This is a genomic window from Humibacillus sp. DSM 29435, assembly GCF_001758225.1.
Taxonomy (GTDB): domain Bacteria; phylum Actinomycetota; class Actinomycetes; order Actinomycetales; family Dermatophilaceae; genus DSM-29435.
Genome location: NZ_MAST01000001.1, coordinates 167,871 through 181,738, shown reverse-complemented (window position 1 = coordinate 181,738; position 13,868 = coordinate 167,871). Strand labels below are relative to the sequence as shown.

The 13,868-nt window shown below is 68.5% G+C and carries 13 protein-coding genes; 7 read left to right on the top strand and 6 right to left on the bottom strand.

The features are described from left to right. Positions 1-136: 136 nt before the first annotated feature. Positions 137-1,096 (bottom strand): universal stress protein, encoded by a 960-nt coding sequence (locus BA895_RS00845; protein ID WP_175442215.1) that lies wholly within the window; start codon positions 1,094-1,096, stop codon positions 137-139. 170 nt (positions 1,097-1,266) lie between these two features. Between BA895_RS00845 and BA895_RS00840 the strand changes: the two genes are divergently transcribed. Further along, positions 1,267-1,692 (top strand): pyridoxamine 5'-phosphate oxidase family protein, encoded by a 426-nt coding sequence (locus BA895_RS00840; RefSeq protein WP_070189981.1) that lies wholly within the window; start codon positions 1,267-1,269, stop codon positions 1,690-1,692. Between the two features lie 48 nt (positions 1,693-1,740). On the opposite strand, the gene BA895_RS00835 is transcribed toward BA895_RS00840, so the two are convergent. Genes BA895_RS00835 through BA895_RS00820 form a run of 4 tightly spaced genes read right to left on the bottom strand, consistent with a single transcriptional unit; the run spans position 1,741 to position 4,078 of the window. Beyond that, the gene (locus BA895_RS00835) at positions 1,741-2,544 is read right to left on the bottom strand and encodes an MBL fold metallo-hydrolase (RefSeq protein WP_070189980.1); all 804 of its coding nucleotides are present in this window, start codon (positions 2,542-2,544) and stop codon (positions 1,741-1,743) included. 13 nt (positions 2,545-2,557) lie between these two features. Next, positions 2,558-3,397, bottom strand: a complete 840-nt coding sequence (locus BA895_RS00830; RefSeq protein WP_070189979.1) for an NUDIX domain-containing protein — start codon at positions 3,395-3,397, stop codon at positions 2,558-2,560. Positions 3,398-3,452: 55 nt separating this feature from the next. After that, the gene (locus tag BA895_RS00825; RefSeq protein ID WP_070189978.1) at positions 3,453-3,917 is read right to left on the bottom strand and encodes a RidA family protein; all 465 of its coding nucleotides are present in this window, start codon (positions 3,915-3,917) and stop codon (positions 3,453-3,455) included. Between the two features lie 5 nt (positions 3,918-3,922). Next, positions 3,923-4,078, bottom strand: coding sequence for a DUF4177 domain-containing protein (locus BA895_RS00820; RefSeq protein WP_139142455.1), 156 nt, complete (start codon positions 4,076-4,078; stop codon positions 3,923-3,925). A 40-nt stretch (positions 4,079-4,118) separates the two neighbouring features. Here BA895_RS00820 and BA895_RS00815 point away from each other — a divergent pair, with 40 nt between their 5' ends. From BA895_RS00815 to BA895_RS00805, 3 genes are all read left to right on the top strand, one after another. After that, positions 4,119-5,009: a S9 family peptidase gene (locus tag BA895_RS00815; protein WP_083282837.1), complete on the top strand. Its 891-nt coding sequence runs from the start codon at positions 4,119-4,121 to the stop codon at positions 5,007-5,009. Positions 5,010-5,226: 217 nt separating this feature from the next. Continuing rightward, the gene (locus BA895_RS00810; protein ID WP_070189976.1) at positions 5,227-6,240 is read left to right on the top strand and encodes an ArsA-related P-loop ATPase; all 1,014 of its coding nucleotides are present in this window, start codon (positions 5,227-5,229) and stop codon (positions 6,238-6,240) included. Next, a complete protein-coding gene (locus BA895_RS00805; RefSeq protein WP_070189975.1) occupies positions 6,240-7,445 on the top strand; it encodes an ArsA family ATPase in 1,206 nt (401 codons plus the stop codon). Before BA895_RS00810 ends, BA895_RS00805 begins: the two co-directional genes overlap by 1 nt. A 37-nt stretch (positions 7,446-7,482) precedes the next feature. On the opposite strand, the gene BA895_RS00800 is transcribed toward BA895_RS00805, so the two are convergent. Beyond that, positions 7,483-7,794 (bottom strand): WhiB family transcriptional regulator, encoded by a 312-nt coding sequence (locus BA895_RS00800; protein ID WP_070189974.1) that lies wholly within the window; start codon positions 7,792-7,794, stop codon positions 7,483-7,485. A 485-nt stretch (positions 7,795-8,279) separates the two neighbouring features. On the opposite strand from BA895_RS00800, the gene BA895_RS00795 reads away from it, so the two are divergent. The 3 genes from BA895_RS00795 (at position 8,280) to BA895_RS00785 (ending at position 13,830) form a co-directional block, all read left to right on the top strand. After that, positions 8,280-8,873, top strand: a complete 594-nt coding sequence (locus BA895_RS00795) for a bifunctional 2-polyprenyl-6-hydroxyphenol methylase/3-demethylubiquinol 3-O-methyltransferase UbiG (protein WP_217493787.1) — start codon at positions 8,280-8,282, stop codon at positions 8,871-8,873. 356 nt (positions 8,874-9,229) lie between these two features. Beyond that, positions 9,230-10,837, top strand: a complete 1,608-nt coding sequence (locus BA895_RS00790) for a right-handed parallel beta-helix repeat-containing protein (protein WP_070189973.1) — start codon at positions 9,230-9,232, stop codon at positions 10,835-10,837. 512 nt (positions 10,838-11,349) lie between these two features. Further along, the gene (locus BA895_RS00785; protein WP_139142454.1) at positions 11,350-13,830 is read left to right on the top strand and encodes a transglycosylase domain-containing protein; all 2,481 of its coding nucleotides are present in this window, start codon (positions 11,350-11,352) and stop codon (positions 13,828-13,830) included. Positions 13,831-13,868: the final 38 nt, after the last annotated feature.

Genomic DNA, 13,868 nt, shown 5'->3' with positions numbered 1-13,868 from the left:
CTTGGTGCCTTCCTCGGGGAGTGCTGAGTTCCTACGGTTCGACTCTTCGCCATAGCCGCGTCACGCGGTACGGCCGCAGGTCCCTGACTCTCGGGACGTTGGTCCCGAGAGGTAGGGCCCTGCTAGGTGCTGCTGCTCAGTGAGCCCGCTTGCGAGAGGATGCCGTCGACGGGACGATCGCGACCGGTCGCCGGGCAGCTGACAGCACCCGCAGGCTGACCGAGCCGAGCATCAGCCCCGCGAACCCGCCTCGTCCCCGGGTCCCGAGCACCAGCAGCTCTGCACGGTCGGCCTCCTCGACCAGCACCTCCACCGGGTTGCCGTGCACGAGGATGGTGTGGACGTCGACATCGGGGTACTGCTCCGACCATCCGGCGAGATGCTCCGAGACGAGCCTCAGCTCGCGGTCACGGATGCTGGAGTCCCAGCCGAAGTCTTCGGTGCCAGCCATGTAGGGGCCGCTCTCCTGCCACCACCAGCACCCCACGGCGAGCAGGCCCAGACCGAGCCGACTGGCCCGGGCATAGGCGAACTCGACTGCGCCGGTGCACGACTCGCTACCGTCAACGCCGACGACCACGCGACCGGACAGCGTCGAGCTGTCTGGCAGACCGCCGCCCTGCTCGGAGAACACCGGCCTCTCCGGCGGCAGGGGCGGTGTCAGTTCCGAGTCGGCTTGCACCACGACGACCGGGCACTTGCTGTGCGCTGTCACCTGAGGTGCCGTCGCACCGACCAGCACCGCACGCGCAGCGTGATGACCGTGTCCCCCGACCACGACGAGGTCGGCCCGCTCCGACAGCTCGACGAGCCAGGAGGCCGCGCCCCCGGGCTTGGTCTCGCTGGTCACGGCGAGCCCAGGAGCGAGCCGCTGCGCCTGCTCGATGCCGGCGATGGCGATCTCGTCACGGTCTGGGTTGAGGTCGAGGTCGAGGGACATGGCGAACCCGTCCGGATAGCGCATAGTGTGCAACAGGTGCAGGGGTCGGCCCCACGCGCTGGCTTCCCGGGCCGCCCACTCGAGGGCCGCCTCAGCCGTGGGGGATCCGTCGTAGCCGACGACGACGGCACCGGCCGGCATCTGATGAGGGTCCATGACGATCTCCTTGGTCATCCGGTCATCGGTTGTATCCCGACGACGGCCCACAACAGGGGCCGCATCATCAGCCTGCGCTACGAGATCGGGTGCTCACCAGAGTCGAAGGACAGCCCCTGGTGGGACTTTCGGCCCTGCCCGCCGTCGTGACGTGAGCGCATGCTGCCGTCATGACCACTTCGCCACCCCCCACCGACCAGCTCCCCGAGTCCGAGTGCTGGAACCTGCTGCGGCAAGGGGTCATCGGCCGACTGGCTGTCGTCGCCGACGACGGACCCGACATCTTCCCGATCAACTACGTGGTCGACCACGGGAGCATCGTCTTCCGTACCGCCGCCGGCCGAAAGCTCTCATCATCGACCGGCCACCCCGTGGCCTTCGAGGTCGACGGCTACGACGATGGCGACGCCACCGCATGGAGTGTCGTCGTGCGTGGACATGCCCACGAGATCCGAGACACCGACGAGGTCATCGAGGCGCTTGCGCTACCGCTCTTCCCCTGGCACGCCGGGCCCAAGCCACGCTTCATGCGCATCGCGGCAGCCGCCGTGACGGGTAGGCGGCTGCACGTCACCGGAGGCTTCACCAGAGCCTGAGGCACGACCGGCCGTCTCGCCGCAGCACTCGGGCCAACCCCGACGGGCTCAGTCGGTGGGGTGCTCGCGCAGGTACTGCAGCTGGGCCTGCACCGAGAGCTCGGCCGCCGGCCAGACCGACCGGGGCACATCGGCGTACACACGCTCCACCACCTCGTGTGCGGCGTGAAGACCGCTCTCGACAGCGGCACGAACCTGGTCGAGACGCTCGGCGCGGTGACGAAGGTAGAACGAAACAGTGGCGGCGGCATCCGAGACGAACGGCCCGTGACCGGGCAGCATCGTGGTCACCTCCCGCGCGCCGGTGAGGGTCTCGATGCGGTGCAGGGAGTCGAGATAGGCCTCAAGGTTGCCGTCGGGCCAGGCCACGACCGTGGTGCCCCGACCGAGCACGGTGTCGCCGGTCAGCAGGGCGTTCTCGGCGGGCAGCACGAACGAGTAGGAGTCGCTGGTGTGGCCGGGCGTGGGCACGGCCACGATCTCGAGGCCGTCCACCTCGATCACCTCACCGGGTCGAACGTCGTCGTGTCCGCGCCCGAAGGCCCGCACGGGAGCCCCGGTCAGCGCGTGGAAACGGTCTGCGCTCTCGGCGTGGTCGAGATGCCCGTGGGTCAGGAGGGTGAGCGCCACGCGCCGACCGGTGCCGGCGACGTGCTCGAGCACGGTCTGCAGATGGCCCTCGTCGAGGGGCCCCGGGTCGAGCACGACCACCGCATCGGAACCGGGCTCGCCGAGCACCCAGGTGTTGGTGCCGTCGAGCGTCATCGGCGACGGGTTCGGGCACAGCACGCAGTCGGCCCGTTCGGAGACGGTGCCACCGGCCCAGTCGGGGTCTGGCGCGCCACCGTTCACGCGGTTGCCCCGTTCACCGCTCGACCATGGTCATGGCCGGACCCTCGGGGGTGTCGATGATCTCCGACACGATGAGCGGCAGATGGTCGGCGTGTCTCACGAACGCGTTCGCCGACGCCGCGTCTCGCACCTGCTCGACGCACACCACTGTGGGCGGCATCATCATCGCGTCACCGTCGGCATACGCCTCGAGCAGCTGGGCCGGATCAAACCATGCGGCATGGTCGGCCTCGCTCGTGTTGCCGTCGGCGACCTGATGCCCCGGCATCAAGGCGGCGAAGAACCACGTGTCGAAGCGTCGGGGCTCGAACACCGGCGTCAGCCAATGCGCTTTGGCCACAATGAGATCGGTGCGCATCACCAACCCCTCCGAACTGAGCACGTCGGTCAGCGACAGCCGATGTTGCACGAGGCCGTCGCGGATGCCGCGCCACCGAGGGTCGCCCACGTCGGCAAGGGGGCCGCCGGGGTCGTTCACCGCGGGGCTGGCCAACAGCACCCCGCACTCCTCGAAGACCTCCCGCACCGCGGCCGCCACGAACATCCGCGCCTCGGCCTCGGCGCAGCCCAGTCGCTGCGACCACTCGGACGCCGACGGCCCCGACCATGGCAGGTCGGGCTCGCTGTCTCGTGGGTCGACGCCGCCGCCGGGGAACACCATCGTGCTCGGTGCGAAGGCCATCTGGGCCACGCGACGCAGCAGGAACACCTCGACTCCGGCGGCTCCGTCGCGCACGAGCATCACGGTGCTGGCCCGACGGGGCGGCGCCTCGGGCCACCGCTCGCCCGACAGCCACCGGCTCGCGTGGTCAGCGATACCGGGGGCCCGGGTGAGCGGGAAGAGGCGGGTCACCTCATGGCTCCGAGAGTCGTCAGGTCGACGTGCCGTCGTGTTGTGGCCGGCGCCGTCAGTCGGCGATCGAGACGATGACCTCGACCTCGACGGGAGCGTCGAGGGGCAGCGCGGCTACGCCCACAGCGGAGCGTGCGTGAACTCCCTTGTCGCCGAACGCTTTCGCCAACAGCTCGCTGGCCCCGTTGATCACGGCCGGCTGGCCCGTGAAGGACGGCTCGGACGCCACGAACCCGACGACCTTGACCACCCGGGCGACCTGGTCGAGGTCGCCGATGAGGGCCTTGATGGCGGCAATGGCGTTGAGGGCGCAGGCCTGCGCCAGCTGCTTGGCGGTCTCGGGCGTCACGTCCGCGCCGACCTTGCCGGTGGCGGCCATCGCCCCGTCGACCATGGGCAGCTGACCCGAGGTGAACACCAGGTTGCCGTCGCGAACGGCCGGCACGTACGCGGCCACCGGCGGCACGACCTCGGGAACGGTGAGGCCGAGCTCGGCCAGACGGTCTTCTACGGTTGACATCGGTTTCAGCCCTTCGGTCGCTTGAAGTAGGCCACCAGGCTCGACCCGTCGGGCCCAGGCACGACCTGGACCAGCTCCCAGCCGTCGGCTCCGAAGTTGTCGAGGATCGCCTTGGTGTTGTGGATCAGCAGCGGGGCGGTGAGGTACTCCCAGGTCGTCATGCCCTCACCATAGCGAGCGCCGGCTGCCACGATGGAGCCCATGTCGGGTGCCCACGAAGCAGACCCTGCCCACGACGGCGATGCGGGCCTTCGCGACGGCCGGGGGGACGCCGCCGTGGGCGACGTGCTTCGCCGCCCGTCGCCTCCGCCCGACGCGACGCGGGCCTACGGTCTCGACGCGGCCCAGGTCTACGACGTGCGCCTCCCACGCCCTGCTGAAGACGCGGTCGGCGCCACGGTGCTCATCGTACACGGGGGCTTCTGGCGCGAGGCCTACGACCGCACCCACGCCAGCCCCCAGGCGCAGGCTCTGGCCGACGCCGGCTTTCACGTCGCGGTGGGTGAGTACCGCCGGGCCGGCATGCCGGGGGGCGGCGTGCCCGGAACGCTGGATGACCTCACGGCCCTCGTCGCGGCGGTGGCCCACGACCCCGACCTGCCTGAGCCGCTCGTGCTCGTCGGTCACTCGGCCGGCGGCCACCTCGTCACCTGGGCCGCCAACCAGCCGTGGGCCCAGCGGCATCCGCTCTCGTCGGAGTCAGCCACCTCGTCGGATGCCGCTGGGCCGGCCGGCGTCGTCGCGCTCGCCGGGTGCGTCGACCTCCGGGCCACCGCGAGGATGCGGCTCGGCGCCGATGCAGCCGCGGCCTTCGTGGGCGCCGACGACCTCGACGACGAGGCATGGCAGGTCGCGGACCCGATGGACTCCCTCCCCCCGCGCGTGCCGGTGCGGCTGGTGCACGGCGATGCCGACCACATCGTTCCGCTCGAGGTCACCCACGAGTACCTGTCGGCAGCTCGCCTGGCCGGCGGCGACGTCAGGCTCGACGTGGTGGCGGGCGCGGGGCACTACGAGCTCATCGACCCCGAACATCCGGCCTTCGCCCGCGTGCTCGCCGCCATCCGCTCATTGCTGCCCCGCGCCGGCTGAGACTCCCTGCCCCCCACCCGACCACAGCCCCCCACCCCAGCCCCCCCAGTCGAGTGGCCGCTTTCGTACAGTCGAAAGGTCACGACCGAACGGAAGTGGCCACTCGGCTGTGGATGCCGGGGTCACCCAACCGGACGGAAGTGGCCACTCGACTGTGGATGCCGGGGTCGCCCGACCACCCGCGGCGGGCACCGAGGGCGAGCCTTAGGCTGAGGCAATGACGAGCAGCCCCGCCGTTCCGCGGTCCGACGTTCGGCTGCACATCGTGACCGGGAAGGGCGGCACCGGCAAGACGACGGTGGCGGCCGCCCTGGCGCTCGCCCTGGCGGGACACAGCCAGCGTGTCCTGCTCGCCGAGGTCGAAGAACGCCAGGGCATCAGCCAGACCTTCGACGTGCCGCCGCTCGGGCCTGAAGAGACGCGGGTCGCCCGCACGGCGAGCGGCGGCGAGGTCGTCGGCCTGTCGGTCGAACCGAAGCGGGCGCTCATGGAGTATCTCCAGCTGTTCTACAAGCTCGGCCGCGCGGGGCGGATCCTCGAGAAGTTCGGTGCCGTCGACTTCGCCACGACGATCGCCCCCGGCGTGCGCGACGTGCTGCTCATCGGGCGGGTCTACGAAGCCAACCGGCGCCGGCTCGACGGCAAGCACAAGGGGCAGGGCCCTCCGGCCTACGACGCCCTGGTGCTCGATGCTCCCCCGACCGGGCGCATCGGCCGCTTTCTCGGCGTCAACTCAGAGGTTGCCGACCTGGCCAAGGTCGGCCCGATCCATTCGCAGTCGCAGTCGATCATGCGACTGCTGACCAGTACGCAGGCGCAGGTGCACTTCGTGACCCTGCTCGAGGAGATGCCGGTGCAAGAGACGCTTGAAGCGGTTGCCGAGCTGCGCGAGAAAGGCCTGCACCCGGGCTTTGTCGTGGTCAACATGGTGCGCGAACCACTGCTCGACGACGCGGCTCTGGAGCAGGCGAGGGCTGGGCGCCTGCATCGCAGCTCGATCACGAACCAGCTCGTCGAGGCCGGTGTCAAGGCCACGCCCGGCCTCGTCGACGGGTTGATGACCGAGGCTCGCGACCACGCCCACCGGGTCGACCTCGAGCGTGAGCAGCTCGAGCTGCTGACCGCCAGCGGGCTGCCCATCATCAGCCTGCCGGCTCTGCCGGAGGGCGCCGCCGACTCCGGCTCCATCCGGCAGCTGGCTGACCTCATCGCGACCCAGGGGATGGTGTGATGACCTCGGCCACGGCATCGAACACGGCATCGAACACGGGGTCCAAGTCGGCATCCAAGACGGCCTCGGCCCCGGTGCTCGACGTCGACGCGCTGCTCGCCGACCCGGCCACCGAGATCATCGTGTGCTGCGGTTCGGGCGGGGTCGGCAAGACCACCACCGCTGCCGCCCTCGGGCTGCGCGCTGCCGAGTCCGGCCGTCGCACAGTCGTGCTCACCATCGACCCGGCGCGCCGGCTCGCACAGTCGCTCGGCCTCACCGAGCTCGACAACACCCCGCGCGAGGTGCACGGAATCGACACGAGCGCGGGCGGCAGCCTGCACGCCATGATGCTCGACATGAAACGGACCTTCGACGAGGTCGTGATCGCCCACTCCGAGCCCGACAAGGCCGAACAGATCCTCGCCAACCCCTTCTACCAGGCGGTCAGCAGCTCGTTCGCGGGCACGCAGGAGTACATGGCCATGGAGAAGCTGGGCCAGCTCAAGTCGAGCGCCGACGACTGGGACCTTATAATCGTCGACACCCCGCCGTCACGGTCGGCGCTCGACTTCCTCGACGCCCCGAACCGGCTCGGCAGCTTTCTCGACGGCCGCTTCATCCGGCTGATGACCGCGCCGGCCAAGCTGAGTGGGCGCGCTGGGCTCAAGGTCTTCGGCTTCGGGGTGCAGCTGGTCAGTTCCACCCTCACGAAGATCCTGGGCGGGCAGATGCTGCAAGACCTCGAGACGTTCGTGAGCGCCCTGGAGACGATGTTCGGTGGGTTCCGTGAGCGGGCCGACGTCACCTACCGGCTGCTCTCGCAGGAGGGCACGGCGTTCATCGTCGTGGCCGCGCCGGAGCGGGACGCCTTGCGCGAGGCCTCGTTCTTCGTCGACCGGCTCGAGGCCGACCGGATGCCGCTCGCCGGGCTCGTGGTCAACCGCATCGGTCAGGTGGCAGCGTCGGGTCTGACTCCCGCCAAAGCACTTTCGGTCGCTGAGGCGCTTGACGAGTCAGGCGGCCCGCGGTCGGCGACGAACGCGGCCGGGGTGCTTCGGCTGCACGCCGCCTTGGTCAAGACGGCGGAACGGCAGCGCGAGCTGGCCGACCGGTTCACCCGCGCGCACCCCGGCATCCCGGTGACGCACGTGCCGGCCCTCAGTCGTGACGTGCACGACCTCGAGAGCCTGCGCGAAGTGGGCAACGCACTCGCGGGGGCCTGACCCTGGTGGATCAGGCCCCCGCGAGTGAGGCTGTTCGTCAGGCCTTGGCCGAACCGGCCATTGACTGACGCAGCGCCGTCTTCCACGACGTGATGTCGGGGCGCTTGCGCAACAGTGCGCGACGCTCTCGCTCCGTCATTCCCCCCCACACACCGAACTCGGTGCGGTTGTCCAGCGCTTCCGCAAGGCACTGCGCGAGCACCGGGCAGCCCTTGCAGACTGCCTTGGCGTCGTGCTGCGCCTTGCCCCTGACGAACAGCGCGTCAGGGTCTTGGTTCGAACAAGCGGCCCGGTTGGCCCACTCGTCCGTCCACTCGTCGGCCCATAGGTCGACCACTGCTGTACTCATTTTGTTCCCCTCCCCGCTCGGCAACTCCCACGTCGCCGAGAAATGATTCGATCCACTGATTCGGACCGAACCCGGACCCCCCTGGTCCATGAATGACACTACGAGTTCCGGACAAACCCCGACATGGCCTGATCGGACCATTTCGAAAGGACGGTGACTAGTCACCTTCCGCGGTGCTGAGCCTGAAACATCAACTAGACACCGCCTTGACCAACTCTTTACCTAGTGTTGACCGGCGCATGACTCTTTGCAAGAGCTGCTCACCAGGCGGTTTCCGCACTGCTGGACCGGCCTCCGGTGGCAGATCGGGTGTGTCAACCGGTCCCTCACCTGCTGACACACACTCTGAGACAGTCGCCACGACCGACTGACCCACCTCAACCGATCCCCACCCGCATGGCACGCTTTCGGTACCAGCAGGCCGATCAGGGTGCGTCAGAGTCAGACGGCTCTCGCCACGTGATGGTCCCGGAGAGGCGAGCCAGATGACGAAGTACACCCGGATGTACCGCTTCGGGGTCAGGCCTTGGGAGCGCTATGGGCCTGCAGCGGCGGCAAGCATCGCCGCGCTGTTCGATCGCGAGGAGTGCGAACGCTCGCGCCCACTTGGTCGAGCACTCGACCTGGGCTGCGGGCGCGGTCAGTACACCCCCGAACTGGCGCGAAGAGGCTGGCGGGTCGTGGGCATCGACAACGTACCGGCCGCGATCGCCGAAGCGACACGACAGGGTAGGAATGGCGCCTCCTACGTCGTTGGGGATGTGACCGACCTACCCGCGGCCGATCTGGGCACCTTCGACCTCTTTCTCGACGTGGGCTGCTTTCAGGGTCTTGACGCCGAGCAGCGCGCCGCAGAGGGTGCCGGTGTCACGGCCTTGGCCAACCCCGGGGCCACGCTGCTGATGCTCGCCTTCGGACCGACCGTGCTGCGGTCTCTGCTGGAGGGGGTGTCCCAAGCGCACGTGGAGGCCGCGTTCTCGGACTGGCAGCTGCTCACGGTCGAGCACGCCGACACCCGGGGACTGGGCTGGCCGATGAACCGGACACGACCCCAGTGGTACCGGCTGAGACTCCGATGACGACCGGCGGCTGCTGATACTCAGCGACCGCCCTACCGCGGTGGCGGCGATGAACCCGAGGCCTCCGAGGCCAGTGCGTGGGTCATCTGGAAGTGCGTCGATGCCCGCGAGGCAGGGCTCGGCGGGCGATCCGCGCCCTGTTCTTCAGCGAAACCTGCTCGCGGAACCACCATGAATCCCTGGATGATGAGGATCAGAGCTCCCATGCGAGCACAAGGTCGCACCACGGCTTCGAGACGTTGCTGACCCGCTTCTGGGCCCGCTCCCCAACGAGGTTCGTCCAAACATCAGTGCCCCCGAATGGTTCTCAGCGTCGACCTCGGCAGTCTGGGATCACACTGACCAAAGGAGCAGCCATGTCCAGCAGTACCTGGCGACGAGCAGCCTTCGTCGCGTCGTTCGGAGCGATCCTCGCCGCCGCCAGCCCGGCTGCCGCGTCCGCTGACACTCACGTCATCTGTGTGGGGTCGACACCGGGGTGTGTCGCGACCTTGGATGCTGCTCTGGTGAGCGCACACGACGGTGACACCCTTCGGCTGGGCCCCGGCAGCTACGCGGGCGGCGTGACGGTCAGCAAAAGTGTCCATCTCGTCGGCGCTGGCGAGGGTCGAACCGTGATCCGTGGTGGCGGGCCGGTCATCACGATCGCCGGTACGACACCCGCCCTGGACGTTTCGCTCTCACAGCTCACCGTGGCCGGTGGCGTCGCCACCGGAAACGGCTTCGACTCGCGGGGAGGAGGCATCGACATCGAGCCGACCACCGACGGTGGTGTCGGGGCGAGCGTGACGTTGACCGACGTCACCGTTCGGAACAACAGGGCGACGGCCACCACGGTGTCGGACTCACCCAGCGGCGTCCTGTGCCCGTCCGGATTCTGCCCGTTCGCCCGCGCGAGAGGCGGAGGCATCGCCAACTCCGGCGAACTGACCGTGAACCGAAGCACGGTGCGCGACAACCGCGTCGACGGTGCCCTGAGTGACGCCAACGGCGGCGGGATCTTCAGCGAGCTGGGGACCCTGACGGTGAAGTCGACGGTGGTGACGGCGAACCATGCCCGCCCTACGGCGATCGGCCGGTTCTCCGAGGGCGGCGGGATCTTCGTCGACTCCGGCAACCTCACCGTCCAACGAAGCCAGGTGACGATGAACCGCGCCGATCTGGTGACGTCCTGGCCGGTGAAGGCCCAGGGCACACTCATCGACATGAACGCCAACTCTGGCGGGATCCACATCGGCAACGGCAGCACCGTCATCATCAGTGACACTGTCATCTCCCACAACGCCATCTCGGCCATCGACCCACTCGGGGAACCCCTTGCCTTCGACGCAGGAATGTGTGCGTGCGGAGAGAGCTCGGTGTGGATGACCAACACCGTCATCGAGCACAACCGGGTGACCGCCGATGTGGCCACAACGCAGGATGTCGGCGCCAGCGGGTCGACCCTGGAGTTCGACGGACCAGCGGTCGTGACTCACTCGCGCATCTCCAACAACACGGTCTCGGTGCACAGCCGCTCCGGGCCAGCGTCCGCCATCGGGGCACTCACGATCCTGAACTTCAGCGACAACCCCGGCCGGGTCTTCGTCTCCGACAGTGTGATCGCCGGCAACACGGTCCGCTCCAGCAGCGCGAACGGCACAGCCGAAGCTGTTGGGGCCGGGGTATTCAACAACGGCCTTCTCGAGCTCGACCACGTACGGGTGCGAGGCAACACCGCCAGGGCCGCCAGCCCGAACGGATCGTCGGCGCAAGGCGGAGGGATCTGGAACGGCGTGTCGATATCCGGCCCGCCCGTCGTCCTCGCGCTGCGCCACACGTCCATCACGAACAACAACCTCTCCGTCAGCCCACGGGGATCGAGACAAGGTGGTGGGCTGTACACCACCGAACCGATCGTTCGAGACCAGAGTGTGATCACGCGCAACCACCCCGACAACTGCGCCGGCTGCTCACTCCGCTGAGAAGCGCCCCGCTGCACTCGTCAACATCACCCTGGGCGACGCCAGAGCCCTCTCGTGCTGCGCCACGGTCCGGATCCCGGATCACAAGCGATCACCCACCAGGATCGAGAACCCTGTCGGTGCGGTCGTGACCCAGGTCGATGACACGGTCACCGGAATGGGCGGAGGCCATCCGTCGGGTAGCTCTGGTAGGCCCTGGGCGTCCCCGTGGACGGATGCTGGCTCACCCTCGCCGCCCCAGCTACGGGAGTCGACTGCGTCCAAGAGGTCAGCGCCGGCAACGTCGCCAACGTCGCCAACGCCGCACATGCTGCTGACACCAGTGGTGAAGCGGTCGCACGGCCGGCTCGGTGACAGACGTTGTCAGAGGTTGTGAGGGGCGTGGAACGACGGCGGGCCACGGACAGCGGCATCCGACACCCTCCAACGGGCGGATGACAGGGTGATCACGAGTGCCGCGACGCGACCCGACGATGCGGGTTGACACAGAGCGAGCGGTTAGCCTAGGGCGCATGTCTTCGCGCACCACGTCGTTCGGCGGCGTCATCAGCCTGCTCGGAGCCTTCCTCGCGTCGGCTCTCGTGCTCGGCCTGCTCGCTGCCGGTCTCGTCATGCCGGCCGTCGGCGCCACCGGCGCCCTGGCCCGCAGCGGGGTCGATGTCTTCAACGACCTACCGAGCGAGTTCAAGACCGACCCGCTCGCCCAGCAGTCCCGCATCCTGGCGGCCGACGGCACCGTGATCGCCACCCCTCAAGACCAGAACCGCACCATCGTGCCGCTGAAGAGCATCGCGCCGATCATGCGGGTGGCCCAGGTCGACATCGAGGACCACCGGTTCTACGACCACGGCGGGGTCGACCTGCAGGGTGTGGTGCGAGCCCTCGTCTCGAACATTCGCACGGGCGCGACCCAGTCGGGAGCGTCGTCGCTGACGCAGCAGTTCGTCAAGATCTCGTTGCAGTACTCCGCGCTCAGCAACGGGAACAAGGACGCCGCCGCCGCTGCCGTGCGCAAGGACTACATGCGCAAGATCAAGGAGCTGAAGTACGCGATCACGCTCGAGAAGAAGATGACGAAGGACCAGATTCTCGAGGGGTACATGAACCTCGTCTACTACGGCGACCGGGCCTACGGCGTCGAGGCGGCCTCGCAGCACTACTTCAGCATCCCGGCCAGCAAGCTCAGCATCTCTCAGGCGGCGCTGCTCGCCGGCCTCACGCAGAACCCGGGCACCACCGACCCGGTCAACAACCCGAAGCGAGCCGTCGAGCGCCGCAACGTCGTGCTCGACCGGATGCACGAGCTGGGCAGCATCACGACCAAGGAGTGGAAGGCGGCCAAGGCCCGCACCCTCAAGAAGGACATGAAGGTCTCCTACCCCAAGTCGACCTGCCTCAGCTCGCCCTACCCGTACTGGTGCGACTTCATCATCAACTACGCCCTGCAGATGCCGGCCCTCGGCAAGACGGCCGAGGAGCGCAGGCGCACCCTCTACGAGGGTGGCATCACCATCACAACCACCCTGGACCCGCGCGTGCAGAAGCTCACCCAGGAGGCCGTGGTCAAGCAGGTGCCGATCGGCGACAAGTCGAAGGTCGGGGCCGCGGCCTACGTGACCGAGCCGGGCACGGGCAAGGTGCTGGCGTTCGCGCAGAACACGAAGTACACCGTCGACAAGCAGAAGCTCGGGGCAACGGGCATCAACTGGGCCCTCGACAAGAAGTACGGCGGATCCGGCGGGTTCCAGTTCGGTTCGACGGCCAAGGCCTTCGCGCTCGTGACGGCGATGGAGTCGGGCCTGAACACGAAGTCGAGCGTCGACGCCAAGGCGGCGGGCGGCAGCAGCCAGGCGGCATACAAGCCGTCCGACTTCCCGAAGGACGCGTGCTCCAAGACCTTCCGCGACTGGAGGGTCTACAACGACACTTCCTTCAAGGGCGGCAAGATGACACTGATGGAGGCGACGGCCCTCTCGACGAACACCGCCTTCGTCGGGCTGGCCCAGCAGGTTGGGCTCTGCAAGATCCGCGACACGATGAACCGCATTGGGATGCACCGGGCCGACGGATCACCCATCCCGGAGTTCCCGGCCGCGATCGTGCTGGGTGGCACAGAGGTGTCGCCTCAAGCGATCGCAAACTCCTACGCCACCATCGCCTCCGACGGTAAGCGCTGCCCTGTCGTGGCCGTCACCAAGATCACCAAGGCGGGTAAGGACATCGCCCTCCCGCCGAACAAGTGCGACCAGGTGATCGAGCCCGACGTGGCGCGCGCGACCGACAAGTTCCTCGAGTACAACATGACCGACGGGTCGGGCCGGCGCAACCAGCTCGACAGCGGCCGGGAGTCGGCCGGCAAGACCGGAACCTCGAACAGGAACAACGAGTCGTGGTTCGCCGGCTACACCCCCAACCTGTCGGTCGCGGTCTGGGTCGGCACGCCCGACGACGGCAACAAGCGCAACATGGTCAACCTCACCATCGGCGGCCGTTTCATCCCCAAGATGCACGGCGCGGCCGTGGCGGCCCCGATCTGGAAGGCCGTCATGGACGGCACGCTGAAGGGCCAGCCCAAGGAGAGCTTCACCGAGCCCTCCGACAAGCTGCTCAACGGTGACAACATCGACATTCCGAGCGTCACCGGCCTCACGGTCTCCGAGGCCATCGCCGAGCTGCGAGGCGCCGGCTTCTCGGCCGGCGTCGGCGGCACCCGACCCTCATCGGTTCCCCTGGGCCTGGTGGCGGGCACCTCGCCCTCGGGCAAGGCCAAGACGGGCAGCTACGTCACCATCTACACCTCGGGCTACGCGGCCCCGCCGCAGAACGCCAACAACAACGCGACCAAGCCGCCGGTCGCACCCCCAGCGGTAACCAAGACGCCGAAGCCCCCCAAGGCCACCAAGCCCCCCAAGCCCGTGAAGCCCCCCAAGGTCACCAAGCCCCCCAAGCCCGTGAAGCCGCCCAAGACCACCAGGCCCCCGAAGAAGACGTAAAGGGGCGCCGTAGCCCGGCTGAGCGGCATCCGGACAGA

What these genes read in the sequence shown, in the direction of transcription:
- BA895_RS00795 (WP_217493787.1), top strand. Translation starts at nt 8,280, where the DNA reads ATGACGAAGTACACCCGGATGTACCGCTTCGGGGTCAGGCCTTGGGAG.
- BA895_RS00840 (WP_070189981.1), top strand. Translation starts at nt 1,267, where the DNA reads ATGACCACTTCGCCACCCCCCACCGACCAGCTCCCCGAGTCCGAGTGC.
- BA895_RS00790 (WP_070189973.1), top strand. Translation starts at nt 9,230, where the DNA reads ATGTCCAGCAGTACCTGGCGACGAGCAGCCTTCGTCGCGTCGTTCGGA.
- BA895_RS00800 (WP_070189974.1), bottom strand. Translation starts at nt 7,794, where the DNA reads ATGAGTACAGCAGTGGTCGACCTATGGGCCGACGAGTGGACGGACGAG.
- BA895_RS00785 (WP_139142454.1), top strand. Translation starts at nt 11,350, where the DNA reads ATGTCTTCGCGCACCACGTCGTTCGGCGGCGTCATCAGCCTGCTCGGA.
- BA895_RS00815 (WP_083282837.1), top strand. Translation starts at nt 4,119, where the DNA reads ATGTCGGGTGCCCACGAAGCAGACCCTGCCCACGACGGCGATGCGGGC.
- BA895_RS00825 (WP_070189978.1), bottom strand. Translation starts at nt 3,917, where the DNA reads ATGTCAACCGTAGAAGACCGTCTGGCCGAGCTCGGCCTCACCGTTCCC.
- BA895_RS00820 (WP_139142455.1), bottom strand. Translation starts at nt 4,078, where the DNA reads ATGACGACCTGGGAGTACCTCACCGCCCCGCTGCTGATCCACAACACC.
- BA895_RS00845 (WP_175442215.1), bottom strand. Translation starts at nt 1,096, where the DNA reads ATGGACCCTCATCAGATGCCGGCCGGTGCCGTCGTCGTCGGCTACGAC.
- BA895_RS00810 (WP_070189976.1), top strand. Translation starts at nt 5,227, where the DNA reads ATGACGAGCAGCCCCGCCGTTCCGCGGTCCGACGTTCGGCTGCACATC.
- BA895_RS00805 (WP_070189975.1), top strand. Translation starts at nt 6,240, where the DNA reads ATGACCTCGGCCACGGCATCGAACACGGCATCGAACACGGGGTCCAAG.